24 protein-coding genes are annotated in these 24994 nt (G+C 71.1%); 9 read left to right on the forward strand and 15 right to left on the reverse strand.

Annotated elements, in window-relative coordinates; all coding sequences use genetic code 11:
* Window positions 1-719: SH3 domain-containing protein (locus H9622_RS00465; RefSeq protein WP_225221508.1), on the forward strand; the 719-nt coding region annotated here is incomplete at its 5' end.
* Between the two features lie 3 nt (window positions 720-722).
* On the opposite strand, the gene H9622_RS00470 is transcribed toward H9622_RS00465, so the two are convergent.
* Genes H9622_RS00470 through H9622_RS00480 form a run of 3 tightly spaced genes read right to left on the reverse strand, consistent with a single transcriptional unit; the run spans window position 723 to window position 2661 of the window.
* Window positions 723-1091: a hypothetical protein gene (locus tag H9622_RS00470; protein WP_191763199.1), complete on the reverse strand. Its 369-nt coding sequence runs from the start codon at window positions 1089-1091 to the stop codon at window positions 723-725.
* Window positions 1088-1975 carry a tRNA pseudouridine(55) synthase TruB gene (gene truB / locus H9622_RS00475; RefSeq protein WP_191763202.1) on the reverse strand — a complete coding sequence of 296 codons (888 nt, stop codon included), beginning with the start codon at window positions 1973-1975 and terminating at the stop codon, window positions 1088-1090. Before truB ends, H9622_RS00470 begins: the two co-directional genes overlap by 4 nt.
* Window positions 1975-2661 (reverse strand): nucleoside/nucleotide kinase family protein, encoded by a 687-nt coding sequence (locus H9622_RS00480; RefSeq protein ID WP_191763204.1) that lies wholly within the window; start codon window positions 2659-2661, stop codon window positions 1975-1977. The genes truB and H9622_RS00480 overlap by 1 nt, the downstream gene beginning before the upstream one ends.
* Before the next feature lie 23 nt (window positions 2662-2684).
* On the opposite strand from H9622_RS00480, the gene H9622_RS00485 reads away from it, so the two are divergent.
* On the forward strand, window positions 2685-3551 hold the full coding sequence (locus H9622_RS00485) for an A/G-specific adenine glycosylase (RefSeq protein ID WP_191763206.1): 867 nt from the start codon (window positions 2685-2687) through the stop codon (window positions 3549-3551).
* Window positions 3552-3554: 3 nt separating this feature from the next.
* Here H9622_RS00485 and rbfA read toward each other — a convergent pair whose 3' ends face one another.
* The 4 genes from rbfA to nusA form a co-directional block, all read right to left on the reverse strand.
* Window positions 3555-4061 carry a 30S ribosome-binding factor RbfA gene (rbfA, locus tag H9622_RS00490; protein WP_191763208.1) on the reverse strand — a complete coding sequence of 169 codons (507 nt, stop codon included), beginning with the start codon at window positions 4059-4061 and terminating at the stop codon, window positions 3555-3557.
* Window positions 4062-4116: 55 nt separating this feature from the next.
* Window positions 4117-6879, reverse strand: a complete 2763-nt coding sequence (gene infB, locus H9622_RS00495) for a translation initiation factor IF-2 (RefSeq protein WP_191765477.1) — start codon at window positions 6877-6879, stop codon at window positions 4117-4119.
* A 77-nt stretch (window positions 6880-6956) separates the two neighbouring features.
* On the reverse strand, window positions 6957-7229 hold the full coding sequence (locus H9622_RS00500; RefSeq protein ID WP_191763210.1) for a YlxR family protein: 273 nt from the start codon (window positions 7227-7229) through the stop codon (window positions 6957-6959).
* A 32-nt stretch (window positions 7230-7261) separates the two neighbouring features.
* Entirely contained in the window at window positions 7262-8251 is a 990-nt protein-coding gene (gene nusA, locus H9622_RS00505) for a transcription termination factor NusA (protein WP_191763212.1), read from the reverse strand.
* A 174-nt stretch (window positions 8252-8425) separates the two neighbouring features.
* Between nusA and H9622_RS00510 the strand changes: the two genes are divergently transcribed.
* Together H9622_RS00510 and H9622_RS00515 are read left to right on the forward strand one after the other, a co-directional pair.
* Complete coding sequence (locus H9622_RS00510) at window positions 8426-9247, forward strand: DUF1206 domain-containing protein (protein WP_191763214.1); 822 nt, start codon at window positions 8426-8428, stop codon at window positions 9245-9247.
* 67 nt (window positions 9248-9314) lie between these two features.
* Complete coding sequence (locus H9622_RS00515; protein WP_191763216.1) at window positions 9315-9839, forward strand: pyridoxamine 5'-phosphate oxidase family protein; 525 nt, start codon at window positions 9315-9317, stop codon at window positions 9837-9839.
* 39 nt (window positions 9840-9878) lie between these two features.
* On the opposite strand, the gene H9622_RS00520 is transcribed toward H9622_RS00515, so the two are convergent.
* The 4 genes from H9622_RS00520 to H9622_RS00535 all read right to left on the reverse strand — a co-directional run bounded on the left by H9622_RS00520 (window position 9879) and on the right by H9622_RS00535 (window position 14964).
* A complete protein-coding gene (locus H9622_RS00520) occupies window positions 9879-10937 on the reverse strand; it encodes an LOG family protein (RefSeq protein WP_191763218.1) in 1059 nt (352 codons plus the stop codon).
* 43 nt (window positions 10938-10980) lie between these two features.
* Window positions 10981-12780 carry a proline--tRNA ligase gene (locus tag H9622_RS00525; protein WP_191763220.1) on the reverse strand — a complete coding sequence of 600 codons (1800 nt, stop codon included), beginning with the start codon at window positions 12778-12780 and terminating at the stop codon, window positions 10981-10983.
* Between the two features lie 166 nt (window positions 12781-12946).
* A complete protein-coding gene (locus H9622_RS00530) occupies window positions 12947-14137 on the reverse strand; it encodes a benzoate/H(+) symporter BenE family transporter (protein WP_191763222.1) in 1191 nt (396 codons plus the stop codon).
* Window positions 14134-14964: a phosphotransferase gene (locus H9622_RS00535; RefSeq protein ID WP_191763224.1), complete on the reverse strand. Its 831-nt coding sequence runs from the start codon at window positions 14962-14964 to the stop codon at window positions 14134-14136. Before H9622_RS00535 ends, H9622_RS00530 begins: the two co-directional genes overlap by 4 nt.
* A 35-nt stretch (window positions 14965-14999) precedes the next feature.
* Between H9622_RS00535 and pcp the strand changes: the two genes are divergently transcribed.
* Window positions 15000-15635, forward strand: a complete 636-nt coding sequence (gene pcp / locus H9622_RS00540) for a pyroglutamyl-peptidase I (protein ID WP_191763226.1) — start codon at window positions 15000-15002, stop codon at window positions 15633-15635.
* Between the two features lie 19 nt (window positions 15636-15654).
* Here pcp and ispG read toward each other — a convergent pair whose 3' ends face one another.
* Window positions 15655-16806: a flavodoxin-dependent (E)-4-hydroxy-3-methylbut-2-enyl-diphosphate synthase gene (ispG, locus tag H9622_RS00545; RefSeq protein WP_191763228.1), complete on the reverse strand. Its 1152-nt coding sequence runs from the start codon at window positions 16804-16806 to the stop codon at window positions 15655-15657.
* A gap of 95 nt (window positions 16807-16901) precedes the next feature.
* On the opposite strand from ispG, the gene H9622_RS00550 reads away from it, so the two are divergent.
* Both H9622_RS00550 and H9622_RS00555 read left to right on the forward strand, forming a co-directional pair.
* The gene (locus H9622_RS00550; RefSeq protein ID WP_191763230.1) at window positions 16902-18137 is read left to right on the forward strand and encodes a low temperature requirement protein A; all 1236 of its coding nucleotides are present in this window, start codon (window positions 16902-16904) and stop codon (window positions 18135-18137) included.
* Window positions 18138-18309: 172 nt separating this feature from the next.
* On the forward strand, window positions 18310-20262 hold the full coding sequence (locus tag H9622_RS00555) for an anthranilate synthase family protein (protein WP_191763232.1): 1953 nt from the start codon (window positions 18310-18312) through the stop codon (window positions 20260-20262).
* 124 nt (window positions 20263-20386) lie between these two features.
* Here H9622_RS00555 and H9622_RS00560 read toward each other — a convergent pair whose 3' ends face one another.
* From H9622_RS00560 to H9622_RS00570, 3 genes are all read right to left on the reverse strand, one after another.
* Window positions 20387-21640 carry an RNA polymerase sigma factor gene (locus H9622_RS00560; RefSeq protein ID WP_191763234.1) on the reverse strand — a complete coding sequence of 418 codons (1254 nt, stop codon included), beginning with the start codon at window positions 21638-21640 and terminating at the stop codon, window positions 20387-20389.
* Window positions 21637-22005: a YciI family protein gene (locus H9622_RS00565; RefSeq protein WP_191763236.1), complete on the reverse strand. Its 369-nt coding sequence runs from the start codon at window positions 22003-22005 to the stop codon at window positions 21637-21639. Before H9622_RS00565 ends, H9622_RS00560 begins: the two co-directional genes overlap by 4 nt.
* An 83-nt stretch (window positions 22006-22088) precedes the next feature.
* Window positions 22089-23435 carry a M50 family metallopeptidase gene (locus tag H9622_RS00570; protein ID WP_191763238.1) on the reverse strand — a complete coding sequence of 449 codons (1347 nt, stop codon included), beginning with the start codon at window positions 23433-23435 and terminating at the stop codon, window positions 22089-22091.
* 82 nt (window positions 23436-23517) lie between these two features.
* Between H9622_RS00570 and H9622_RS00575 the strand changes: the two genes are divergently transcribed.
* Together H9622_RS00575 and H9622_RS00580 are read left to right on the forward strand one after the other, a co-directional pair.
* Window positions 23518-24099: a hypothetical protein gene (locus tag H9622_RS00575; protein WP_191763240.1), complete on the forward strand. Its 582-nt coding sequence runs from the start codon at window positions 23518-23520 to the stop codon at window positions 24097-24099.
* 103 nt (window positions 24100-24202) lie between these two features.
* Window positions 24203-24976 (forward strand): YcnI family copper-binding membrane protein, encoded by a 774-nt coding sequence (locus tag H9622_RS00580; RefSeq protein WP_191763242.1) that lies wholly within the window; start codon window positions 24203-24205, stop codon window positions 24974-24976.
* Window positions 24977-24994 lie beyond the last annotated feature (18 nt).

Genomic DNA, 24994 nt, shown 5'->3' on the forward strand with positions numbered 1-24994 from the left:
GCTGGGTGCAACGCTCCTACCTCACCAACGCCCCGGCGACCCCACCCGCGACCACACCCGCACCCGCGCCGACAACCGACACCTATACCGCCACCGCCGCACTCGCCTTCAAGGCCACCGCCTCCGCCAGCGGCACCTCACTCGGCGTCATCCCCCAGGGCGCCAACGTCGGCAGCATCCAAGCCACCTCCGGCTCCTGGGCGAAGGTCACCTACAACGGCAAGACCGGCTGGGTGCAACGCTCCTACCTCACCAACGCCCCGGCGGCCCCACCCGCGACCACACCCGCACCCGCGCCGACAACCGACACCTATACCGCCACCGCCGCACTCGCCTTCAAGGCCACCGCCTCCGCCAGCGGCACCTCACTCGGCGTCATCCCCCAGGGCGCCAACGTCGGCAGCATCCAAGCCACCTCCGGCTCCTGGGCGAAGGTCACCTACAACGGCAAGACCGGCTGGGTGCAACGCTCCTACCTCACCAACGCCCCGGCGGCCCCACCCGCGACCACACCCGCACCCGCGCCGACAACCGACACCTATACCGCCACCGCCGCACTCGCCTTCAAGGCCACCGCCTCCGCCGGCGGCACCTCACTCGGCGTCATCCCCCAGGGCGCCAACGTCGGCAAGATCCAAGCCACCTCCGGCTCCTGGGCGAAGGTCACCTACAACGGCAAGACCGGCTGGGTGCAACGCTCCTACCTCATCCAGAAGTGACGCTCAGGCGAGCTGGACGGTCCAGATCGTGTACATGCGCCACACCATGACAGCGACGGCGAGCGCGGCGATGCCCATGATCACGGTGCTCCAGCGACTGCGCTCGAGCAGCGCCCAGCCCACGCCGGCGATCGGCAGGAGCGCCGCCGAGACGAGGTAGACCCAGAACTCCAGCAGGCTGCCGGTCGGCGAGTTCCCGACGAGGGGGGCCACGATCCCCATCACGATCTGCGCGATCAGCAGCAGTTCGAGCAACGCCATCGCGCCGACGGTGAAGTCGCTCGGACGACGGCCGGCGAGTCCGGCGATGACGCAGAACAGTCCGGCGATCACTGCGACGGCCACCTGCACGATCGTGAACCACAGGATCATCGGGAGGCCTCCTCGGGCATGTTCATCGAGCTCTTGACGTCGTCTCCGCGCTTCTCGACGACCCCCACGAGCGCACCGTCGGGATCGATCGCGGCCGCCGGCTGCGAGCCGAGGCGCACCGCGGCGCCTGGCAGCCGCTTGCCGTGACGCAGGTCGCGCGCCTCCTCGGCCGTCACGTCGAAGCGGCTCAGCACGGCGGTCGCTGCGGCACCGGGCCCGACGAGCGGAGCGCCGTCGATTTCCTCGACGGACGCCGCCTGCGTGACCTCGAACGGCCCGATCCGCGTGCGGCGCAGCGCGGTGAGATGTCCGCCGACGCCGAGGGCCGCGCCCAGGTCCCGCGCGAGCGAGCGGATGTAGGTGCCGCTGGAGCAGTCCACGACCACGTCGAGGTCGACGACGGCGCCCTCGTGCCGCTCCGCGCGGACGTCGAAGCGCGAGACCGTGACTTCCCGGGCCTTCAGCTCGACCTGCTCCCCCGCTCGGGCGAGGTCGTAGGCGCGTCGCCCATCGACCTTGATCGCGGAGTAGGTGCTCGGCACCTGCGAGATGCGGCCGGTCAGAGCGGCGATCTCGTCGGTGACGCGCGATGAGGTGAGGGACGAGGCATCCGTCACCGCCACGGTCTCGCCGTCGGCGTCGTCGGTGTCGGTTGCGACGCCGAGCCGGATCGTGGCCTCATAGGTCTTGTCGAGCCCCACCATGAAGGTGAGAAGGCGCGTCGCGCCTTCGACGCCGAGCACGAGCAGTCCCGTCGCCATGGGATCGAGCGTGCCGGCGTGGCCGATCTTGCGCGTACCCAGCGCGCGTCGAGCGCGCGCGACGACGTCGTGCGAGGTCATCCCGCCGGGCTTGTCGACGAGGAGGATGCCGGGCGCCGCCATCAGCAGAAGTCTCGGTACTCGCGACGCGGGTGGGCGAGATCGCTGTTGTCGACGATGGCGGATGCCGCGAGCTCGGGCTTCGCCTCGCGGAGGTACAGCTCCTGGCCCTGGCGGTAGCGCGCGTTCGCGGGCGCCGCGGGATCGGGGTCGCTGCCGTCGCGGATCGCCATCCGGGCGCACGCCACGGACTCGGGCACATCGAGCCAGACCGACCAGTGCCACAGGTTCTTCAGCTCGGGACGGTGGAGGAAGATGCCGTCCACCACGAGCACCGCGTCACGCGGTGCAGTCACCCACTGCGATTCGACGACGGCGTCGCGCACGTGGTCGAAGGCGGCGAGCTGGAACCCGGTGGCACCCGAGGTCTGCGCGCCGTCGAGGAACGGGTCGATCAGCACCCGGCGGAACGTCGCGTAGTCGTACGAGTCGTAGTAGTAGCCCTCGGGGCTGCGGCGCCCGCGGGCGTAGCGCTCCGCACGCGGGCGGTGGAAGCCGTCGATGCTCGCGCGGAAGACCGCCGCTCCCTTCTCGGCGAACACCTCGGCGAAGCCGTCTGCGAACGTCGACTTGCCGGCACCGTCGATCCCGTCGACGGCGACGATCACGCGTCCGCGCGGGTAGTCGCGCTGCACCTCGTCGCGCAGTTCGCGCCACAGCGTCGTGGCGGGCGTGACGGGCAGGCGCATGACTCCAGCCTAGGCTGAAAGGCATGCCCGACCTCGCGACGCCGCTCATCGAGTGGTACCGGGAGAACGCCCGCGACCTGCCCTGGCGACGCGCCGGCTTCGGCGCGTGGGGCGTTCTGGTGAGCGAGTTCATGCTCCAGCAGACCCCGGTGGCGCGAGTCATCCCGCATCTCGAAGGGTGGCTCGAGCGCTGGCCGTCTCCCGCCGATCTCGCGGCGTCCGCCCCCGCCGACGCGGTGCGCCAGTGGGCGAACCTCGGGTACCCGCGACGGGCGCTCTGGCTCCATCGCGCCGCAATCGAGATCCGGGACCGGCACACCGGCGTCGTCCCCCGCGACGTCGACGCCCTGCTCGCGCTCACCGGCATCGGCGACTACACCGCGCGGGCGGTCGTGGTCTTCGCCTACGGCGGGCGGGCCCCCGTGGTCGACACCAACACGCGTCGAGTGCTCGCGCGGGCCGTCGACGGACGCTCACAGCCCGCGCCGGCCGCCAAGCGCGACCTCGCCGCGATGGATGCGATCCTCCCACCGAGCGACGATGACGCCGCGATCGTCAATGCGGCCGCGATGGAGCTCGGCGCGGTGGTGTGCACCGCGCGGGCGCCTCGGTGCGACGCGTGCCCGATCGCGGACCGCTGCGCGTGGCGCGCGGCCGGCTATCCCGACACGGGCGACGACCGCAGACGGCAGGCCCGTTACGAGGGCAGCGACCGGCAGGCGCGCGGTGCGATCCTGAAAGTGCTGAGGGATGCCGCGACCCACGCGGTCCCGCTCGGCGACGTCGTGCCGGACTGGCACGATCCGCGCCAGCGCGATCGCGCGATCGACTCGCTCATCGCGGACGGCCTGGCCGAGGCATCCGAAGGACTCCTCCGCCTGCCGTCGTGAGGATCAGCGTTCGTCGTCGGGGTCGCCCTGGACGTCGTCGTCCTCGTCCTCGTCCAACGCATCGGACGCGTCGACCTCATCGTCCTCGTCGAACTCGCGCGGCTTGACGTACGGGTCGGCATCACCGGCGTACGTCGCCGAAGACGCCAGCCCTGCCACGGCCGCATCGCGCTCGCGCGCCTCGCGCAGGAGGTCGGCGATGTGGTCGGCGTTCTCGGGGATCGCGTCGGGGATGAACTCGAGCGACGGGGTGAGCCGCACGTTGAGGTGCTTGCCAACCTCGGAGCGCAGCATCCCGGTCGCCGACCGCAGCGCAGCCGCCGACGCCTCGCGCTCCTCGGGGCTGCCGAGGACCGTGAAGAAGACCGACGCGTGCTGCAGGTCGCCCGTCACACGCACATCGGTGATGGTGACGAAGCCGAGCCGCGGGTCGCGCAGGCCCTTCTCGAGCCGCTCGGCGAGGATCACTCGGATGCGGTCGCCCAGTCGTGCCTGACGTTCGCCGGCCATGTCCGTTCCTTTCGACAGGTGAGGGGCGCCGCCTGGCGCCCCTCACCGATTGCGATCAGCCGCGAGGCTTCTCGACCATCTCAGTGGTCTCGATCTCGTCGCCGACCTGGATGTCGTTGTACTTGCCGAGGCCGATGCCGGCTTCGAAGTCCGTGCGGACCTCGGTGACATCATCCTTGAAGCGGCGCAGCGACTCGATGGCCAGGCCATCGGCGATGACGACGCCGTCGCGGATGACGCGCGCCTTGGCGTTGCGCGTGATCGTGCCCGAGCGGACGATGACACCGGCGATGTTGCCGAACTTCGAGGAGCGGAACACCTCGCGGATCTCGGCGACACCCGACTGCACCTCTTCGAACTCCGGCTTGAGCAGGCCCTTGAGCGACTGCTCGACGTCGTCGATCGCGTTGTAGATGACCGAGTAGAAGCGCGTGTCGACGCCCTCGCGAGCGGCGCGCTCGCGCGCCTTCGTGTCGGGACGCACGTTGAAGCCGATGATGATCGCGTTGTCGATCGTCGCCAGGTTCACGTCGGACTCGGTGATCGCGCCGACGCCGCGGTGGATGATCCGCAGCTGCACGGAGTCGTCGACCTCGATCTTGAGGAGCGACTCCTCGAGCGCCTCGACGGCACCCGACACGTCGCCCTTGATGATGAGGTTGAGCGACTCGACCTTGCCCTCTTCGAGTGCGCGGGTGAAGTCCTCGAGCGAGATGCGCTTGCGGGCCTTGGCCAGCTGGGCGTTGCGCTCGGCGGCCTCACGCTTCTCGGCGATCTGGCGGGCCGTGCGGTCCTCCTCGGTCACGATGAACGTGTCACCGGCGCGCGGCACCGAATTCAGACCCTGCACCTGGACCGGACGCGACGGGGCGGCCTCGAGGACGGCGTCGCCGTTCTCGTCGGCCATCGCGCGGACACGGCCGTACGCCGTGCCGGCGACGATCGCGTCGCCGACCCGGAGCGTTCCGGACTGGATGAGCACCGTCGCCACGGCACCGCGGCCCTTGTCGAGCTTGGCCTCGATCGCGACACCACGGGCGTCCTTGTTCGGGTTGGCCGTGAGGTCGAGACCGGCGTCGGCCGTGAGCAGGACGGCGTCGAGGAGCTCCTGGATGCCGGTTCCCTGACGGGCCGAGACATCCACGAACATGACGTCGCCGCCGTACTCCTCGGCGACCAGGCCGTACTCGGTGAGCTGCTGGCGCACCTTGGCGGGGTTCGCGTCGGGCTTGTCGACCTTGTTCACGGCCACCACGATCGGTACGTTCGCCGCCTGGGCGTGGTTCAGCGCCTCCACCGTCTGCGGCATGATGCCGTCGTCGGCGGCGACCACGAGGATCGCGAGGTCGGTGACCTGCGCGCCTCGTGCACGCATGGCGGTGAACGCCTCGTGACCGGGGGTGTCGATGAACGTGATCGCCCGCTCGATCTCCTCGTGCTCGGTCCAGACCTGGTAGGCGCCGATGTGCTGCGTGATGCCGCCGGCCTCGCCCGCGACCACATTGGTCTGGCGGATGGCGTCGAGCAGTCGGGTCTTACCGTGGTCGACGTGACCCATGACGGTCACGACGGGAGGCCGGATCTCGAGGTCCTCCTCGCTCTCCGCCTCCAGCTCGGCCTCGAGGTCGAGACCGAAGCCCTCGAGGAGCTCCTTGTCCTCGTCCTCGGGCGAGACCATCTGGATCTTGTAGCCGAGCTCCTCGCCGAGGACCTCGAAGGTCGCCTCGTCGAGCGACTCGGTGGCAGTCGCCATCTCACCCAGGTTGAACAGGATGGTCACGAGCGTGCCAGGCTGCACGGTGTAGCCGCGCAGCGCTTCCAGCTTGTCGGCGAAGTCGGCGATCGATGCGCCGCGGCGCAGGCGGATGATCTCGCCGTTGCCCTTCGAGACATTGACGCCGCCGACGACCGGCGCCGACCGCATCTCGAATTCCTGCCGCTTCGCGCGACGCGACTTGCGCTGCTTCGACTTGCCGCCGCCCTTGCCGAAGGCGCCTGCGGTGCCACCGCCGGGCCCACGGCCACGACCACCGCCACCGCCGGGACGACCCGCGAAGCCGCCGGGAGCGCCGCCACCGGGAGCGCCAGGACGCTGGAACCCGCCGCCGGCGCCGCCGGGACGGCCGGGACCGCCGGGACGCTGCTGGAACGGGGCGCCGGGACGACCGCCGCCACCGGGGCGACCGCCGCCACCCGGGCGCGGAGCGCCGGGACGGGGGGCGCCGGGGCGCGGAGCCTGCGGACGCGGGATGTTGCCGGGGTTCGGGCGCTGGCCCATGCCCTGCGCCGAGGCGAAGGGGTTGTTGCCCGGACGCGGGCCGGCGGGACGCTGGCCCATGCCCTGCGAAGAGGCGAAGGGATTGTTGCCGGGACGCGGAGCGCCTGCACCGCCACCGGGGCGGGGAGCGCCCGGGGTCGGGGCGCCGGGCGCGGGCGCGCCGGGCTTGGCTGCGGGGGCTGCGGGAGCCTCGGGGGCGGCCGCAGCCGGCGCCTCAGGCGCGGGGGCCGGGGCCGGGGTCTTGGCAGCCGGAGCCGGAGCCGGAGCCGGCGCGGCGGGCGCCTTGGCCGCGGGAGCAGCCGGCACAGCCGGAGCCGCCGGACGCGCGGGGCCGGGACGACCGGCGGGGCGCGCCGGAGCGGCCGGCTTCGCGTCAGCAGCCGGCTTGGCCGCGCCGTCCGCCTCGAGGGCGGCGCGCAGCTTGCGAGCCACGGGGGGTTCGATGGTGGACGAGGGGCTCTTCACGAACTCGCCGAGCTCCTTGAGCTTCGCAAGGGCGACCTTGCTGTCGACGCCGAGTTCGGAGGCGATCTCGTGCACGCGTGGTTTGGCGTTTGCCACAATTCTCCTGTCTGGGGTCTACCCAGGCAGGGCAGACCGTTAGTCGCGGACGGGACTCATTTCGAGCCGTTCACTTTGTTTCCATAGCCGTTCAGCCGTTTCTCGATGGTCTGCGTGTCAAGCGGGCCCGACACACGCAATGCCCGCACGAAGGCGCGGCGCCGGAGTGCGGCATCCACGCATTCGTTCGTCGGATGCACCCACGCGCCTCGCCCCGGCATCACCGCACGCTCGTCTGGGACGAGGACGGAATCGATGGAGACCACCCTGAGGAGGGCGGACCGGGGAGCACGCGTGCGGCAACCGACGCACGTTCGTACAGGCTCCATGTTACACCTCGGGGCTGGGAGCGCCGTCCGTGTCAGCCCTCTTCGAGAATCGAGTCGGGCTGGATGTCGATCTTCGCGCCGGTCAGCTTGGCGGCGAGACGGGCGTTCTGGCCCTCCTTGCCGATCGCCAGCGACAGCTGGTAGTCGGGGACCAGCGCGCGCACGGCCTTGCTCGAGGCGTCGAGGATGAAGCTCGAGGTGACCTTCGCCGGCGACAGCGCGTTGGCGACGAACTTCGCGAGCTCGGGGTCGTAGTCGACGATGTCGATCTTCTCGCCGCCCAGCTCTTCGGTCACCGCGCGGACGCGACGGCCGAGCTCGCCGATGCACGCGCCCTTGGCATTGATGGTCGGGTCGTTGGCCTTGACGGCAATCTTGCTGCGGTGGCCGGCCTCGCGTGCGAGCGAGACGATCTCGACGAGCCCGGCGGCGATCTCGGGCACCTCGAGAGCGAAGAGCTTGCGGACCAGGCCGGGGTGCGTGCGCGACACCGTGATCTGCGGTCCCTTGGTGCCCTTCGACACCGACGTCACATACACGCGCAGGCGCGAGCCGTGCAGGTACTCCTCCCCCGCCACCTGCTCCTCGGGCGGGAGGATGGCCTCGACCGTGCCGAGGTCGACGTGCACCATGCGCGGGTTGGGGCCCTGCTGCACGACGCCGGCGACGATGTCGCCCTCCTTGCCGCGGAACTCGCCGAGGACGGCGTCGTCGGCGATGTCACGCAGGCGCTGCGAGATCACCTGCTTGGCGGCGAATGCGGCGATGCGGCCGAAGTCCTCGGGGGTGCTCTCCTCCTCGCCGATGACCGCGCCCTCGTCATCGAGCAGCGGCACGAAGACGGCGACGTGGCCGGTCTTGCGGTCCAGCTCGGCGCGCGCGCCCTCGGGGAGTTCGCCGGTGGGCGACGTGTGCTTGGCGTAGGCGGTCAGGATGGCCTGCTCGATGATCCGGACGAGTTCGTCGAAGGGGATCTCCTTCTCACGCTCGACAGTCCGCAGCAATCCGAGATCGATGTCCACTCTGGGCCTCCGTATTCAGCTCTCACCGACGCATCCAGCCGCCGGAACCCTCTTACGTTACCGGATGCCGCGGCCGACGGCGCTGGGAGGATGCTGGCGACTCGCACGCCAGCACGAATTGCGGCGAGTGCGCAACCCCGCTCTGCTTCCGACCCGCCGCAATAGGCTGACCGCATGTCGGCCCCCTCTGCGAAGGCCGCCGCGCGACAAGCTGAGGCGAGCCCGGTCTTCGAGTTGTTCGCGCGCGCCGGATATGTGGCGAACGGCATCGTGCACATCCTGCTGGGTGTGCTCGTGCTGGTCATCGCGTTCGGCGGCGAGGCGGAGGGCGATCAGGCGGGTGTGCTGAAGGCGGTGGCGGCCGCGCCGCTCGGCTTCGTCCTGCTGTGGCTCATCGCGGCCGCGCTGTGGGCGCTCGGCCTCTGGCACGCCGCAGAGGGTCTGCTCGCGCGTGACCTGTCGGGCGATACCAAGGGCGCGGCGAAGAAGTGGGGACGACGCACGTCCGAGTGGGGTCAGGCCGTCGTGTTCATCGGCCTCGGCGTGATCGCAGCCGCCGTCGCCCTGGGCGCCCGCCCGAACGCCGAGGAGGCCGCCGAGGACGCGAGCCGCGGCCTGATCGACATCCCGGGCGGGCCGATCGTGCTGTCGCTGATCGGACTCGGGTTCGCGGCCGCCGGAGTCGCCTTCGTCGCGATGGGCATCCTTCGCAGCTTCCACAACCGGATGGACATCCCCGACACCACCGTCGGCCGGGGCATCACGGGCCTCGGCGTCGTGGGATTCATCGCCAAGGGCGTCGCCCTGGCGATCGTCGGCGTACTCCTGCTGGTGGCGGCGCTGAGCACGGATGCCGAGGTCGCGGGCGGCATCGACGGGGCGGTCGACGTGATGCTCGCCCTGGCTCTGGGGCCGCTGATCGCCGGCGTCGTCGGCGCAGGCTTCATCGCCTACGGGGTCTTCACGGTGGCGCGGGCCCGCTTCGCCCGCATGTGAGGGCGGCCGCGGCATCCGATCTGTCAATCCCCTGTCTCCAGATCGCCGTCTCGGGGAGTGTCGAAGCATGACCGACACGACACAACCCACCGAAGTCACCGGCACGGAGGCGATCGCCCGCGTGAAGGAGCTCGTCGAGGACATCGACTTCACGATGCTCACGACGCTGGATGCCGCGGGAAATCTCGTCAGCCGTCCGATGAGCACGCGCCAGATGGACGACGCAGGAGACATCTGGTTCTTCACGCTCGACGACACCAAGAAGGTCGCTGAGGCCGAGGCCGACCCCGGGCACGACGTCGGCCTCGCGTACATCGACGCGAAGGGCCACCGCTACGTCTCGGTGGCCGGCCGCGCGACCGTGGTGCACGACCGCGCGAAGATGGAGGAGCTCTACTCCCCCAGTCTCGACATCTGGTTCGAGGACGGACTCGACACCCCGGGCATCGCGCTGCTGCGCGTGACCCCGAAGGAGTGCGAGTTCTGGGAGCCCCGCCACGGCAAGCTCGTCGTCGCCGCCGGCATGCTCAAGGCGCTCGTGACGCGGGACACGCCCGACGACATGATGCGCCACGGCACGGTCAGCTGCTGACGTTCCCACGTGCCCGGTGACCGATGGGGTCGGACGGTCTCAGGCGGCGTGGGCCGGGCCCCTCGGAGCCGTCTCGAGCTCGTTGACAGCCCGGATCAGGAGATACAGCGAGCCGACCTTGAACTGATCGAGCCGCAGCACGAGCCGTGGCAGGCGCGCGCGCGCCTCATCGTCGGCCTCCGCCCGCAGCGGCTCGCTCCGTTCGATGCGCCCCGACAGCAGCAGGGAGCCGAAGCGCTCGTTCAGCGCGTCCACCTCGGCGTCGGTCGGCTCGGCCCTGAGCCGGATGACCACACGATCCCCCACCCAGCGCAGCGAGTCGTAGTTGCGCCAGAACCCCGTGATCTCCTGCGCGGCGGCCTCGACGGAGTCCGTGATGAGCAGGCGGCCGAAGTCGCCGGGCGAGATCAGGCCCGAGCCGGCGAGCTGCTCGTCGACGAAACGCTCGAGGCCGTGCCAGAACGTGCCGCCGGGCTTGTCGAGCAGCACGATCGGCGTCGGCTCGGCCTTGCCCGTCTGCTGCAGCGTGAGCAGCTCGAACAGCTCGTCGAGCGTGCCGAAGCCACCGGGCACGCACACGAACCCATGCGATTCCTTGACGAGCATCAGCTTGCGCGTGAAGAAGTACTTCATCGCCACGTTGCGGGAGTTCTCGGCGATGACCGCGTTCGGGCGGTCCTCGAACGGCAGCCGGATGGAGACGCCCAGGGAGCGCTCCGCGCCCGCGCCCTCGGCGGCCGCCTGCATGATGCCCGGCCCCGCGCCCGTCACGACGAGCCAGCCGCTCTCGGCGAGCGCCTCCGCCACGCTCGCCGCCGCGCGGTACACCGGGTCGTCGGGCCGCGTGCGCGCGGAACCGAAGATCGTGACCTTCGGCACGCCGTCGTACGGGGCGAAGTGCTCGAACGCGGCGCGCATCTCACCCAGCGCCGCCGTCGTGATCTTCAGGTCGAGCCGGTCCGCGCGGTCGAGGCCGAGGCCGACGCCGGTCACGAGGATGCGCGCGATGAGGTCGACGTTCTCGGTGATCCCGGCGTCGGCGATCAGCGCGCGGATGTCGTCGGTCACCTCAGGGGGCACAGCAGAAGGGTCGGGCATGCATCCAGCGTGGCATGCCGCCGCCCCCTGAGGGCGGGCTTGCCTAGTTCGCCCGGAGACGCTCCACGACCTCGGCGACCGAAACGGCGTCGCGATCGCCGGTGCGGCGATCCCACAGCTCTAGCTGACCCTCGGCGGCACCGCGCCCCACGACGACGACCTTCGGGACGCCGATGAGCTCGGCATCGCCGAACTTCACTCCCGGCGAGACCTTGACCCGGTCGTCGTAGAGGACGTCGAGACCGGATGCCTCGAGCTTGGCCGACAGCTTCTCGGCGACCTCGAACGCCACGGCCTCGCGGCCGGCGGCGACGACGTGCACGTCGAACGGCGCGACCGAGGCCGGCCACTGCAGGCCCTTCTCGTCGTGGTTGAGCTCGGCGAGGTTCGCGAGGATGCGCGTCACGCCGATGCCGTACGAGCCCATCGTCACCGTGACGAGCTTGCCGTTCTCGTCGAGCACCTTGAGGCCCAGTGTCTCGGCGAAGAACCGCCCGAGCTGGAAGACGTGACCGATCTCCATGCCGCGCGCCAGCTCGACCGGGCCCGAGCCGTCGGGAGCCGGGTCGCCGGCGCGCACGTCGGCGACCTCGACGAATCCGTCTCCCGTGAAGTCCCGGCCGGCGATGAGCGTGTGCACGTGCTTCTCGTCGATGTTGGCGCCCGTCATCCACGCCGTGCCGTCGACCACGCGGGGGTCCAGCAGATAGCGGATGCCGGTCGCCGACTCCTCGCCGAGGAGCGGGCCGGTCTCGGACCACGGGCCGATGTAGCCCTTCACGAGGAGCGGGTGCCTCTCGAAGTCCTCGGGCGTGGCCGCCTCGACGACGGCGGGCGCGAAGGCGACCTCGGCGCGCTTGTCGTCGACGTCGCGGTCGCCCGGGATGCCGACGATGACGAGCTCGCGCGTGCCGTCGAGGTGCGTCAGGGCGAGCACGACGTTCTTCAGCGTGTGCGCCGCCGTCCACGTGGTGGCGTCGTCGGTCGCCGGGCCGGCGATGCCGGGCGCGGGAGCCTCGAGGTGGGCGTTGGCGTGATCGACGAGCGTCTGGATCGTGGGCGTGTCCGGCGAGTCGAAGATGACCGGCGCGCCGAGTCCGTCGAACGACAGGGCGTCGGGCACGACGGTCGTGAAGGCCTCGACGTTGGCCGCATACCCGCCGGCCGAGCGCACGAAGGTGTCTTCGCCGACCGGCGTCGGGTGGAGGAACTCCTCGCTGCGCGCACCGCCCATGAGACCGTTGTCGGCCGCGACGATGACGTATTCGAGGCCGAGGCGCGTGAAGATGCGCTCGTACGCGTCGCGCTGCGACTGGTACGAGGCATCCTGCCCCTCATCGGTGTAGTCGAACGAGTACGCGTCCTTCATCGTGAACTCACGGCCGCGCAGGAGGCCTGCGCGCGGACGAGCCTCATCGCGGTACTTGTCCTGGATCTGGTAGATCGTCAGCGGCAGGTCCTTGTACGACGAGTACAGGTCCTTCACGAGGAGGGTGAACATCTCCTCGTGGGTCGGCGCGAGCAGGTAGTCCGCGCCGCGACGGTCGTGCAGTCGGAAGATGCCGTCTCCGTACGAGGTCCAGCGGCCGGACTGCTCGTAGGGCTCGCGAGGGAGCAGCGCCGGGAAGTGCACTTCGTACGCACCCGCGTCGGTCATCTCATCACGGATGATCTTCTCGATCTTCGCCTTGACCCTCAGTCCCAGCGGCAGCCACGTGAAGATGCCCGGCGCGGCGCGGCGGATGTATCCGGCGCGCACGAGCAGACGGTGACTCGCGACCTCGGCGTCAGCCGGGTCTTCGCGGAGCGTGCGGAGGAAGTACTGCGAGAGACGTGTGACCACGAGCGACAAGTCTAGAGCGGTGGGATGCCGCGGCCGGCGTCGGCCGGCGGCGGGATCAGCCCGACCTCTGTCCCAAGATCGGAGATCGTCCCACGACACGCCGGCTGGAGCTGCCCCCGGCACGGCGTGTCCGCGACGATCTCCGATTCTGCGACCGCGTCCGTGGTCAGCCGAAGCGGCGGCGCCCGAGGTGCAGCACCGTGCGCACGAGCAGCCCGGCCACGAGCGCCCAGAACGCGACGCTCACGCCGAGGAGTGAGACGCCCGACGCCGCGACGAGGAACGTCACCACCGCGGGCATCCGCTCGCCCGGGTCGTCGATCGCCTGCTGCACGGCCGATCCGAAGGCGGCGAACAGCGCCAGGCCCGCGACCGCGGGGATCACGGCTTCCGGAGCGAGCAGCACGAGCGCCGCGAACGCCGCCGATGCCGCGCCGAGCACCAGGCTCGATCCGCCCGCCGAGATTCCGGCGACCCAGCGGCGCTTCGGGTCGGGATCGGCCTCCGGCCCCGCGGCGAGCGCGGCGCTGATCGCGGCGAGGTTGATCGCGTGCCCGCCGAACGGGGCGCCGGCGACCGTGCCGATCCCGGTGACCAGCATCGCGGGCCGCCACGGCACCCGATAGCCGAAGCTGCGCATGATGGCCACGCCCGGCACGTTCTGCGACGCCATCGTGACGATGTAGAGCGGGATGGCGATGCTCACGAGCGCGCCGACGGTGAGCGTCGGCATCGTGAGCTCGATCCGCGGAATGAGCAACGCCGGGTCGACCGAAGCGCCCTCGGCCGCGAGCGACACCCCCACCACGATCGCCGCGGTGACGAACGCGAGTGGCACCGCCCATCTCGGGGCGAGCCTCGCGAAGACGAGCCAGGTCAGCACGACCGGCACGACGCCCCACGGATTGACGACGATCCCGGTGATCGGCGCGAGGCACAGCGGCAGCAGGACGCCCGCGAGCATGGCCTGGGCGATCGACGGCGGGATGCGGGCGATCAGGCGCCCCAGCATCGGCCAGAGTCCGGTGAGCACGACGAGCCCACCGACCACGAGGAACGCACCCACTGCGGCAGGCCATCCGCCCTCGACGGCCCCGGTGGCCGCGAGCAGGGCGGCGCCGGGCGTCGACCAGGCCACGGTGATCGGCATCCGGTATCGCCACGCGAGCACCAGCGAGCCGAGACCCATCGTGACGCACACCGCGAGCAGGCCGCTCGCCGCCTGCGCCGGGGTGGCGCCGACCGCGCGGAGACCGGTGAGGACGATGACGAACGCGCTCGTGAACCCGACGAGCGCCGTCACGACCCCCGCGGTGATGGGCCGAGACAGCGGCTCGCCGGGTGAGACCGCGCTCACTCCAGCGCCTCGCGGATCATGCGGTGACCTTGCTCCTCGAACTGCTCGTCGCCCACCTGGTGCGCCCACGCGGCGGTGGCGATCGCCTCACGCAGCCTCACCAGCCGCCAGTGCTCCGGCGTGCGCGGGTCGTCGCCGTACCCTTCGAAGAACGCGCGCTCGAGGTCGGGGTCCGTCCGCCACTCCTGCGCGGCGAGGCGCGCGAAGTCGGTCGCCGCCGCGCGAAGCGCGAACCGGCCGAAGTCGATCACCCTCACGACGCCGTCGTCGATGAGCCAGTTTCGCGGCTGCCAGTCGCCGTGCGTCGGCACGGCAGGAGGCGGGTCGACGGATGCTGCGCCCAGGGCGTCGCGCAGCCGCCGCACGGTCGCCGGGGCGATGCGGTGCGTCGTGTCGAGCCACCTGAGCGCCGAGCGCATCGCCGCCTCTTCGGCCATGGCGCCGTCGACCGACGCCTCGTCGTGGAGCTGGCGAAGCAGCTCGCCGGCCTGCCGGTGCACGTCGGGGTCGAGAGCGGCCGGCGTCGATCCCGCGAGCACGCCCGGCAGATAGTCGACGACCAGGATGCGCAGCGCGGCATCGGCATGGCGCAGCCGTGCGGCGCGACCCTCGGCGACCCACACGTCGGTCGCGCCGTCGTGCGCCTGCAGCTCGCGCAGGATGTGATGGTTCGCGGGGCCTCCCGCCTTCACCACGTACTCGCCGCCCGCGGTGCGGACCCGCAGCACCACGGTGTCGGTCTGCCCCCAGCTGAGATCCGCCGCGATCTCGAAGCCCGGCAGCCACGACGCCAGCGCCGCGGTCTGATCCGGGGTGAGCGCGGGCATCGCCCGAGTCTATAAGCGCCGCATACCCTGGTCAGGTGACGACGATCCTCCTGACCGGCTTCGAGCCCTTCGGCGGCGACTCCGTCAACCCCTCCGGAGAGGCGGTCGGCATCGTCGCAGCGGGATGGCGCGGCCCCGAGACCCTCGTCACCGCCGTCCTGCCCGTGACGTTCGACGGGGCGGCCGCGCGCCTCGCGGAGCTCATGGCCGAGCACTCCCCCGACGTCGTCGTCGCGACCGGCCTCGCGGGCGATCGCGCCGCGATATCCGTCGAGCGCGTCGCGGTCAACCTGCGCGATGCACGCATCGCCGACAATGCCGGCGCGCAGCCGGTCGACGCGCCGAGCGTGCCCGACGCCCCCACCGCCTACTTCGCGACGCTGCCCGTCAAGGCCATCGCGCGTGACATCGCGGCAGCCGGCATCCCCTCATCCGTGTCGCATTCTGCGGGCACCTTCGTATGCAACCACGTCTTCTTCACGGCGCTCCACGAGTCGGCGACGCGCGGCGCACGGACCGGGTTCGTGCACGTGCCGTGGGCGGCCGAGCATCGGTCGACGGATGCCTCGTCCCTGCCCCTCGCCGATATCGCGCGCGCGCTCGAGATCGCGGTGCGCACGAGCGCGAGCGTCACCCGAGACCTCGCGGTGAGCGCCGGCACTCTGTCCTAGACGAGCCGGCTCCGGATCGTCAGCTCGTGACGACCTGGGCCGTGCCGAGGGGCGCGTTGGGGCCCATCTCGTGGGCGATGCGATTCGCCTCTTCGATGAGCGTCGCGACGATGTCTGCTTCGGGCACGGTCTTGATGACCTGGCCCTTGACGAAGATCTGACCCTTGCCGTTGCCTGATGCCACGCCGAGGTCGGCCTCGCGCGCTTCGCCCGGACCGTTCACGACGCACCCCATGACGGCGACGCGCAGCGGCACCGTCATGTCCTTGAGGCCCTCGGTGACGTTGTCGGCGAGCGTGTAGACGTCGACCTGCGCCCGACCGCACGACGGGCACGACACGATCTCGAGCTTGCGCTCGCGCAGGTTCAGCGACTGGAGGATCTGGTGGCCGACCTTCACCTCTTCGGCCGGGGGCGCCGACAGCGACACGCGGATCGTGTCGCCGATGCCCTCGGAGAGAAGGATGCCGAACGCCGTGGCGCTCTTGATCGTGCCCTGGAAGGCGGGCCCGGCCTCGGTGACGCCGAGGTGCAGCGGCCAGTCGCCCTGCTCGGCGAGCATCCGGTACGCCTTCACCATCACGACCGGGTCGTTGTGCTTGACCGAGATCTTGAAGTCGTGGAAGTCGTGCTCCTCGAAGAGCGAAGCCTCCCAGACGGCGCTCTCCACGAGCGCTTCGGCCGTCGCCTTGCCGTGCTTCTCCAGGACGCGCTTGTCGAGCGAGCCGGCGTTGACGCCGATCCGCAGTGAGACGCCGGCGGCCTTCGCCGCGGCGGCGATCTGGCCGACGTTGCCGTCGAACTGGCGGATGTTGCCGGGGTTCACGCGCACCGCGCCGCAGCCCGCGTCGATCGCGGTGTAGATGTAGCGAGGCTGGAAGTGGATGTCGGCGATCACCGGGATCTGGCTCTTCATCGCGATGATCTTGAGCGCGTCGGCGTCGTCCTGGTGGGGAACGGCGACACGGACGATCTCGCAGCCCGAGGCCGTGAGTTCCGCGATCTGCTGCAGCGTGGCGTTGATGTTGGTGGTCTGCGTCGTCGTCATCGACTGGACGCTGACGGGAGCGTTGCCTCCGACGAGCACCTTGCCCACACTGATCTGCCGGGTCTTGCGACGAGGGGCGAGGACTTCGGGGACCTTGGGCATCCCGAGATTCACTGCTGGCACATCCCCCAGCCTACGCGGGGTGGCCGCGCCGGGGCTGGTCGTCGCCTGAGCGTTGCCGTGGCGCCGGGCGCCTGCTAACGGTGTAGCTTTCCCGCATGAGCCTCAGCCATCACGTTCGGCGGATGACCGGACGCGATCCGCATGAGGCGCACCGCGCGGCCACACCTCTCGAGCTGCTCTTCGACCTGACCTTCGTGGTGGCGTTCAGCCAGATCTCGTCGCAGATGGCCCACTACCTCGAGCTCGACCAGGTCTCGACGGCTCTGGTGGGCTTCGCCTTCGGCACGTTCGCGGTGACCTGGGCCTGGATCAACTACTCGTGGCTCGCGTCGGCGTACGACACGGACGACGTGTTCTTCCGCGTGGCCACGCTCGTCGTGATGGTCGGCGTCCTGGTGGTGGCCCTCGGGGTCCCCGACGTGTTCCACTCGCTCGCCGAGGGCGCGCACCTGGACAACACCGTCATGGTCGCGGGCTATGTCATCATGCGTCTTGCCACGGTCGCGCTCTGGCTGCGCGCCGCGCGCCACGACGAGAGGCGCCGGCGAACGTGCCTCGCGTATGCCATCGGCATCTCCATCGCTCAGGTGGGCTGGATCGCACTGATCTTCCTGACCCTGCCGGTGGGCATCACGCTCGTCTTCACGACACTGCTGATGCTGCTCGAACTCGCGTGCCCGCTCTTCGCCGAGCTGCGCTTCGGGCGTACGCCCTGGCACGCTCATCACATCGCCGAGCGGTACGGGCTCCTGGTCATCATCACGCTCGGCGAGGTGATCCTGGGCACGATCCTCGCGATCTCCGCCGTGGTGAGCGGCGATGCTGGCTGGACGGTCGAGGCGGCCCTGGTCGCGTTCGGGGGCACGGCGCTGGCATTCGGCATGTGGTGGATGTACTTCGCCATCCCGTTCGGTGCGGTGCTGGAACGCCACCGCGGGCGCGCATTCGTGTGGGGCTACCTGCAGATCGCATTGTTCGGCTCGCTGATCGCGGTCGGCGCGGGCCTGCACGTCGCGGCGAATGTGATCTCGCATGAGGCGCACGTCGACGCCACCTTCGCGATCCTCGCGATCGCGATCCCCGTCCTGGCCTTCGAGACGCTGCTCTTCGCGCTGTACGGGTTCCTCGTGATGCAGATCGACTGGTTCCACCTGGTGCTCTACATCGGGGTGATCCTGTTCCTCGCGGCGGGTGTGATCGCCGTGTCCTCCGGCGCGACGCTCGGCGCGGGCATCATCCTCGTCGCGGTGTCCCCCGCGTTCGTGGTGGTGGGCTACGAGACGTTCGGCCGGCGGCGCGCGGCGGGCACGCTCGAGCGCGCGACCCGCTGACGCATGCGTCACGGGGCGGAGACGGCGCACGCTGCTGTGGTAGGTTCGGCCCATGTCCGCGACCCGCACCTGGTGGCTCACCGCATAAGGCGGTGGGTTCGCGCGACCACAGACCGCCCTCGAGGCGGTCTTCTTCTTCGTAGGGCGACCGCCCCCACGACGAAAGACGATCATGACCGGGCCCGCCCACCTGTCCGTCCGCGAGCTGGCCGCTCGCGGCATCCCGTTCGCCCTCATCGCACGTGACGGCGCGACCGTCGAACTCCTGACCGGAGACGTGGTCGACGTCGCGCTGCTCGCCGACATCCCGCTGCTCGACGCGACCGGCGCGCCGCGCGAAGTGCTCGCGCTCGTGCCGTTCCGCCAGGTGGTCGAGCGGGGCTTCGAGTGCCACGACGACGGCGCTCCGCTGCGCTGCCTCGTCGTATCGGAGCGCGTGTCGCTCCTCCGCGACGAGGTGCTCGCGCAGCTGCCGACCGAGGCGGTGCCGCTCGAGGGCGCCGGGTTCGACATCGCCGACGAGGAGTACGCCGACATCGTGCGACGGGTGATCGCCGACGAGATCGGACGCGGCGAGGGGGCGAACTTCGTCATCCGTCGCGACTTCACCGCCCGGGTCGACGTCGAACCCGCCACCGCCGCACTGACGTGGTTCCGCGCCCTGCTCGAGTACGAGCGCGGTGCGTACTGGACGTTCGCCGTCGTCACGCCCGGCCACGTCGCCGTCGGCGCGAGCCCCGAGGCGCACGTGAGCGCACAGGACGGCGTGGTGACGATGAACCCGATCTCGGGCACCTTCCGCCACCCTGCCGGCGGGGCGACCGCCGAGACGCTCAGCGAGTTCCTCGAGTCGACCAAGGAGACCGAAGAGCTCTTCATGGTCGTCGACGAGGAGCTCAAGATGATGAGCGCGGTCTGCTCCGACGGCGGCCGCATCACCGGGCCGCACCTCAAGGAGATGTCGCGCCTCACGCACACCGAGTACGTGCTGCGCGGGCGCAGCCGCCTCGATCCGCGCGACATCCTGCGCGAGACGATGTTCGCCCCCACCGTCACCGGTTCGCCTATGCAGAACGCGTGCACGGTGATCACCCGCCATGAGCGCACGCCGCGCGGCTACTACTCCGGCGTCGCGGCGCTGTTCACCCCGCGCCCGACCGTCGGCGAGGGCGAGCCCACGCACGACCTCGACGCGCCGATCCTGATCCGCACGGCGTATCTCGACGGCGGGCGCCTCCGCGTGCCGGTCGGCGCGACGCTCGTGCGCCACTCCGACCCGTACGGCGAAGTCGGCGAGACCCACGGCAAGGCCGCCGGCGTGCTGGGCGCGATCGGCGCGATCGCCCGCGATCCCGGACCGCAGCTCCGCCCCGAGGTGCCCGCCGCCGCCGAAGCCGCCGCCATCGACGAAGATGCGCCCGCCGCCGAGCCGCGGCGTCTCGCCGACGACCCCGAGATCGCCGCGCTGCTGGCCTCGCGCAACGGCCGGCTCGCGTCGTTCTGGCTCAACCCGCAGGAGACGGGCGAAGCCGGACCGTTCGCGGGGCGGTCGGCGCTGGTCGTCGACGCCGAGGATCGCTTCACCACGATGCTCGCCCACCAGCTGCGCCACCTCGGACTCGACGTGACCATCGCGCCGTGGAGCGAGGTGACCGATGCGCAGATCGACGAGGCCGAGCTCGTGGTGTCCGGCCCAGGCCCCGGCGACCCGCGCGAACCGTCCAGCCCGCGCATGCGCCGGATGCGCGAGGTCGTGCGCCGACGCCGCGAGGCCGGGCGCCCGATCCTCGCGGTGTGCCTGAGCCACCAGATCCTCGCCGACTCGGTGGGCATCGAGCTCGCGCCGCTCGCCGCACCGCACCAGGGGCTGCAGAAGACGGTGGACGTGTTCGGGATGCCGGCATCCATCGGCTTCTACAACACCTTCACGGCGCGCGTCCCTGCCGGAGTGACCGAGGTCGGCGAGACCGAGGTCGCGGCGGATCCGGCGACCGGCGACGTGTACGCGCTGCGCGGTCCCGGGTACGCGTCGGTGCAGGGACACCTCGAGTCGATCCTGTCGCGCGACGGCATGACGACGCTCGAGCGCTTGGTGTCGCACGCGCTGTCCGACCCCGCCGGGTGAGGAGGCGCGGCGGCGCTCTTCGATCCGCCGGTTGAGTAGGCGCGAAGCGCCGTATCGAAACCCCCAGCGCCGACGGATCTCGCCGTCCGGGGGATCTCGATACACGCGCTGCGCGCGCACTCGATCAGCGGGTGCGGGTGCGCGCGGCCAGCAGGCGGCGCTCCGCCTCGTTCGCGGTGAGCTCCAGCGCGCGCAGGTCCGCGGCGAGCGCGTCGTCGTCGCGACCCAGTTCGCGCAGCAGCGACGCACGCACCGCGTGCCAGAGGTGTGAACGTGCCAGCGCCTCCTCGAGCGCGTCCACCTCGGCGAGCGCCGGCTCAGGACCGTCGACGCGGGCGAGCGCGACGGACCGGTTCAGCCGCACGACCGGCGTGCGGTCGTACGCGAGCAGCATGTCGTAGAGCGTCAGCACCTGCAGCCAGTCCGTCGCGGCGGCGGTCGGCGCATCCGCGTGACAGGCCGCGATCGCCGCGTGCAGCTGCCATCGTCCGGGCCGGCGCTGCCGCGCCGCGCGCTCCAGCGCCGCGCGTGCCTCGGCGAGCAGCGCGGCGTCCCACCGCGCGCGATCCTGGTCGGCGAGCAGCACCAGCTCACCGTCGACGGCCCGCGCCGATTCCCGCGCTCGGTGGAAGAGCAGCAGCGACAGCAGCCCCTGCGCCTCGGGCTCCCGGGGCAGCGCGTGCGCGATGACGCGCGCGAGCCACACGGCGTCATCGGCGAGATCGCGGTCGGCCGCGGCATCCCTCCCCGCCACCAGGTGAGCCTCGCTGTACATGACCGACACGATCGTGAGCACGATGTCGAGCCGCTCCGCCCGCTCCGGTCCCTCCGGGATGCGCAGCGGGATGCCCGCCGTCCCGATCTTGCGCTTGGCGCGCACGATGCGCTGACCGACCGCGGCATCGGCGCTGAAGGTCGCGCGCGCGATCTGCGCCGTCGTCAGGCCGCACACCGCCCGCAGGGTGAGCGCGAGCTGCGCGTCGGGCGAGAGCGCAGGGTGGCAGCATCCGAACAGCAGCGGAAGCCGTTCATCGACCTCATTCCCCTCGTCCGGCTGGGGCACGGCCTCTCGCGAGACGAGGGCCAGCTTGTCGCGGAGGCCCTTCTCCCGGCGCAGGCGGTCGAGCGCGTTGTGCCGGGCGGCCTGCGTGAGCCACGCGCCCGGCTTCGGCGGGATTCCGCGGCCCCGCCACGCCCGCAGCGCCTCCTCGACCGCCTCGGCGACGGCCTCCTCGGCGACGTCGAGACTGCCGAACGACCGCGTCAGGGTCGCGACGAGGCGTCCGGACTCCTCACGCACAACGCGTGCGAGCAGGAGATCGGATGCCGCGGCCCCGCCGCGCGCATCGCGTGGGGTCGCGGCATCCGGAGTGCTCACTGCTCGAACTGGCTGTAGTCGACCACCATCGGGCGCACCTCGACCGCCACACCGGGGAGTGCGAGGGCGGGCCAGGTCCTGGCGATCGCGATGGCCGCGTCGAGGTCGTCGGCGTTGAGCACGCTGAATCCGCCGACGACCTCCTTGGCCTCCGAGAACGGCCCGTCCACCACGACGGGCGCCTCGCCGCCGTGCTTGACGGTCGTCGCCGTGTCGGGGGGCTGCAGCTCGGCGCCGGAGTCATCGATGTGCTCGGCGTGCTCGCCGAACCACTCGTAGATCCGGCCGTAGACCTCTTGCGCGCGCTCCGGCGGAACGGCGGCATCGAGCTCGGGAGTGCTGGTGAACATCAGGACGTACTTCACGGTCGTGGTCCTTTCGTCAGTGGAACCGTTTCATCCCCACAGCGAATGGACAAGACCGATTTCGACAGGTCCTCGGAGAATCCCTATCCGAACAGCGAGACCGGGTTGACGATGTCGGTCAGGATCAGCACGGCGCCCATCGCGATGAGTGCGACGACCACGATGAACGTGACCGGGACCAGCTTGGTGGCGTCGACCGGCTTGGGCGGCGGGCGGTGGAAGACCTTGGCCCACACTCGCTTGATCCCCTCCCAGAGAGCGACCGCGATGTGCCCGCCGTCGAGAGGAAGGAGCGGGATGAGGTTGAAGACGAACAGCGCGATGTTGACCGCGGCGAGCAGCTCGAGGAAGCCGGCGACGCGGTTCAGCACGGGGGCGTCCGCCGCCGCGACCTCGCCCGAGAGTCGTCCGGCGCCCACGATGCTGAGCGGCCCGTTGGGGTCGCGCTCCTCGCCGGTGATGAGGGTCGATCCGGCTTCCCACACCTTGACCGGCATCTGCCAGATGATCCCCGCGACGGCGCCGACGCGCTCGAACGCCATCTGCGGGGCGACCCACACCGGTTCACGCAGGTAGTCGACCTCCTGACGGATGCCGGCGAGGCCGACCCGTTCGGTCTGAGGCTCGCCGTCCTCGCCGACCACCGGCTGACCTCGAGCGTCGAGCACCGGCTGCTCGACCGCGACAGGGGTCAGCGGCAAGGTCAGGGTCTCGCCGTCGCGCTCCACGGTGATCGAGATCGCCTGCTCAGGCGAGGCCTGGATCAGGGCCGCCGCCTCGGCGAACGTCGAGATCGGCTCGTCGTCGACCGCCACGATCACGTCGCCGGGCTGCATGCCGGCGGCGGCAGCGGGTGCCTGCGGGTCAGTGGGCTCGCACTCGGTGCGGGCGGACTCGGACGGGATGACGCACTCGCTGACGCTCGACACGGTGGTCGTCGCGGTCTGGATGCCGATGCCCGACAGCAGGATCGCGAAGAGCACGATCGCGAACAGGAGGTTCATGACCGGTCCGCCGAGCATGATCACGACGCGCTTCCACACCGGCAGCCGGTAGAAGACGCGGTCGTCGTCCTCGCTGAGGAGGGTCTCGTCGTTCGCGGCGCGGGCGTCCTGCACCATCGTGGCGAAGAAGCCACCACCCGCCTTTCCGGAGCGGTGGCCGGATGCCGCGGCCGAGACCTGCTTCGGCGAGGGCGGGTACATTCCGGCCATCGAGATGTAGCCGCCCAGGGGGATCGCCTTGACGCCGTACTCGGTCTCGCCGATGCGGCGCGACCACAGCGTGGGACCGAATCCGATCATGTACTGGCCGACGCGCACACCGAACTTCTTGGCCGGCCACAGGTGACCGAGCTCGTGGAGCGCGATCGACACGGCGAGGCCCACGACCATGAGGACGACGCCGATGACGAATGCGAGTGCTTCCACATCCGACACGGTACCCGCGCCGGCCTTTGAGTTGGCCGTGACCGGCCTCGGTTCTCGCCTAGGCTCGTCCCAGGAGGATCCCGTGACCCCACGCCACGTTCGCGCCCTGCGGGGCGCTGCGGCTGCGTGGACCGCGACGATCATCGCCGCGACGTCGCACACTCTGGCCGGCGGGGGCGCACCCTCCCCCGTGCTCATCGCCGTCCTCGGCGTCCTCGCCTCGCCCGTGGCCATCGCCCTGGTCGGCCGCCGGCTCTCCGCCTGGCGGGTCGGCACCGCCGTCGTGGTGAGTCAGGGTCTGTTCCACACCGCGTTCGCCATGACCGCCGGCGTGGACACGACCGGACTCCGCGGCCACGTCCACGACGTTCAACTCGTCGGCGGCACCCCGGCTGCGGGGATTCTGCCCGACGGCGGAATGCTCGTCGGCCACCTCATCGCCGCGGCGGCCACGCTCTTCGCGCTGTATCACGGCGAGCGGATGCTGCGCGCCCTGGGCCGCGGCATCCGCTCACTGATTCGTCGCGCCGGCGTGCCGGTGCTCGTCGCCGCGCCGTTCGTTCGCTCGGCGCCGGCTGTCGCCGCTCTGCACCGCCCCGCCGGCGTGGTGCTGTCCGACGTCTCTCGGCGCGGCCCTCCGTCCTTCGTCCTCGCGGCCTCCTGACCGCGGCATCCCACCGGTCCAGCGCCCGACGCGCGTGGACCGATGTCCCGTGCACCCGCGCGGCGGCGACCGCCTGCCTGCGCACTTCGACGAAAGACAGTTCATGACCACTTCCCGCATCATCCTCGCCCCCGCCCGTCCCGCCCGTCGCGTACTTCGCATCGCGCTCGGCACCGCCGCAGGGCTCGCACTCGCCGTCGGCGCGCCGCTGGCCGCCTCGGCGCACGTCCACGTGGACCCAGGGACCGTGGCGGCCGGGTCGACCGAGACGCTCACGTTCGCGTTTTCGCACGGCTGCGACGGCTCCCCCACGACCGCACTCGTCATCGACATCCCCGACGGCGTCGGCAACGTGACGCCCATCGTCGACGGCGGCTGGATCATCGCGCGCGAGTCGGGCGCCGACGGGGTACCGACGCAGATCACGTTCACGAGCGACACCCCCGTCGAGGACGGTTTCAAGGCGACCGTCGCGATGGACGTGCTGTTCGACGAGTCCGCAGCCGGCAGCACGCTCGCGTTCCCCGTCACCCAGCGGTGCGCCGAGGGCGAGACCGCCTGGGCCGAGATCGCCGAGGACGGCCAGGACCCGCACGACCTCGATGCTCCGGCACCGCTCGTCGAGGTCGGCGCGGTCGCCGAGGGCGACGCGCACGGCCACGCGGAGGCTTCGGACGAGGGCGCTGCGGCTGACGGCTCGACGGCCGACGGCTCGGCGGCCGCGGGTGAGGGCGAGCACGCAGACAGCGAGGCGGCCGCGGCCCCCGAGGCCGACCCAGTGGCGCGCTGGCTCGCGGCGGGCGGGCTCGTCGCCGGCATCGCGGCGCTCGTCGTGGTGCTCCTGCGCGGGCGCTCGCGCAAGCCCGGCGACGTCTGACCACACCCACCGCGCCGT

The organism is Microbacterium gallinarum (genome assembly GCF_014837165.1).
Lineage (GTDB): Bacteria > Actinomycetota > Actinomycetes > Actinomycetales > Microbacteriaceae > Microbacterium > Microbacterium gallinarum.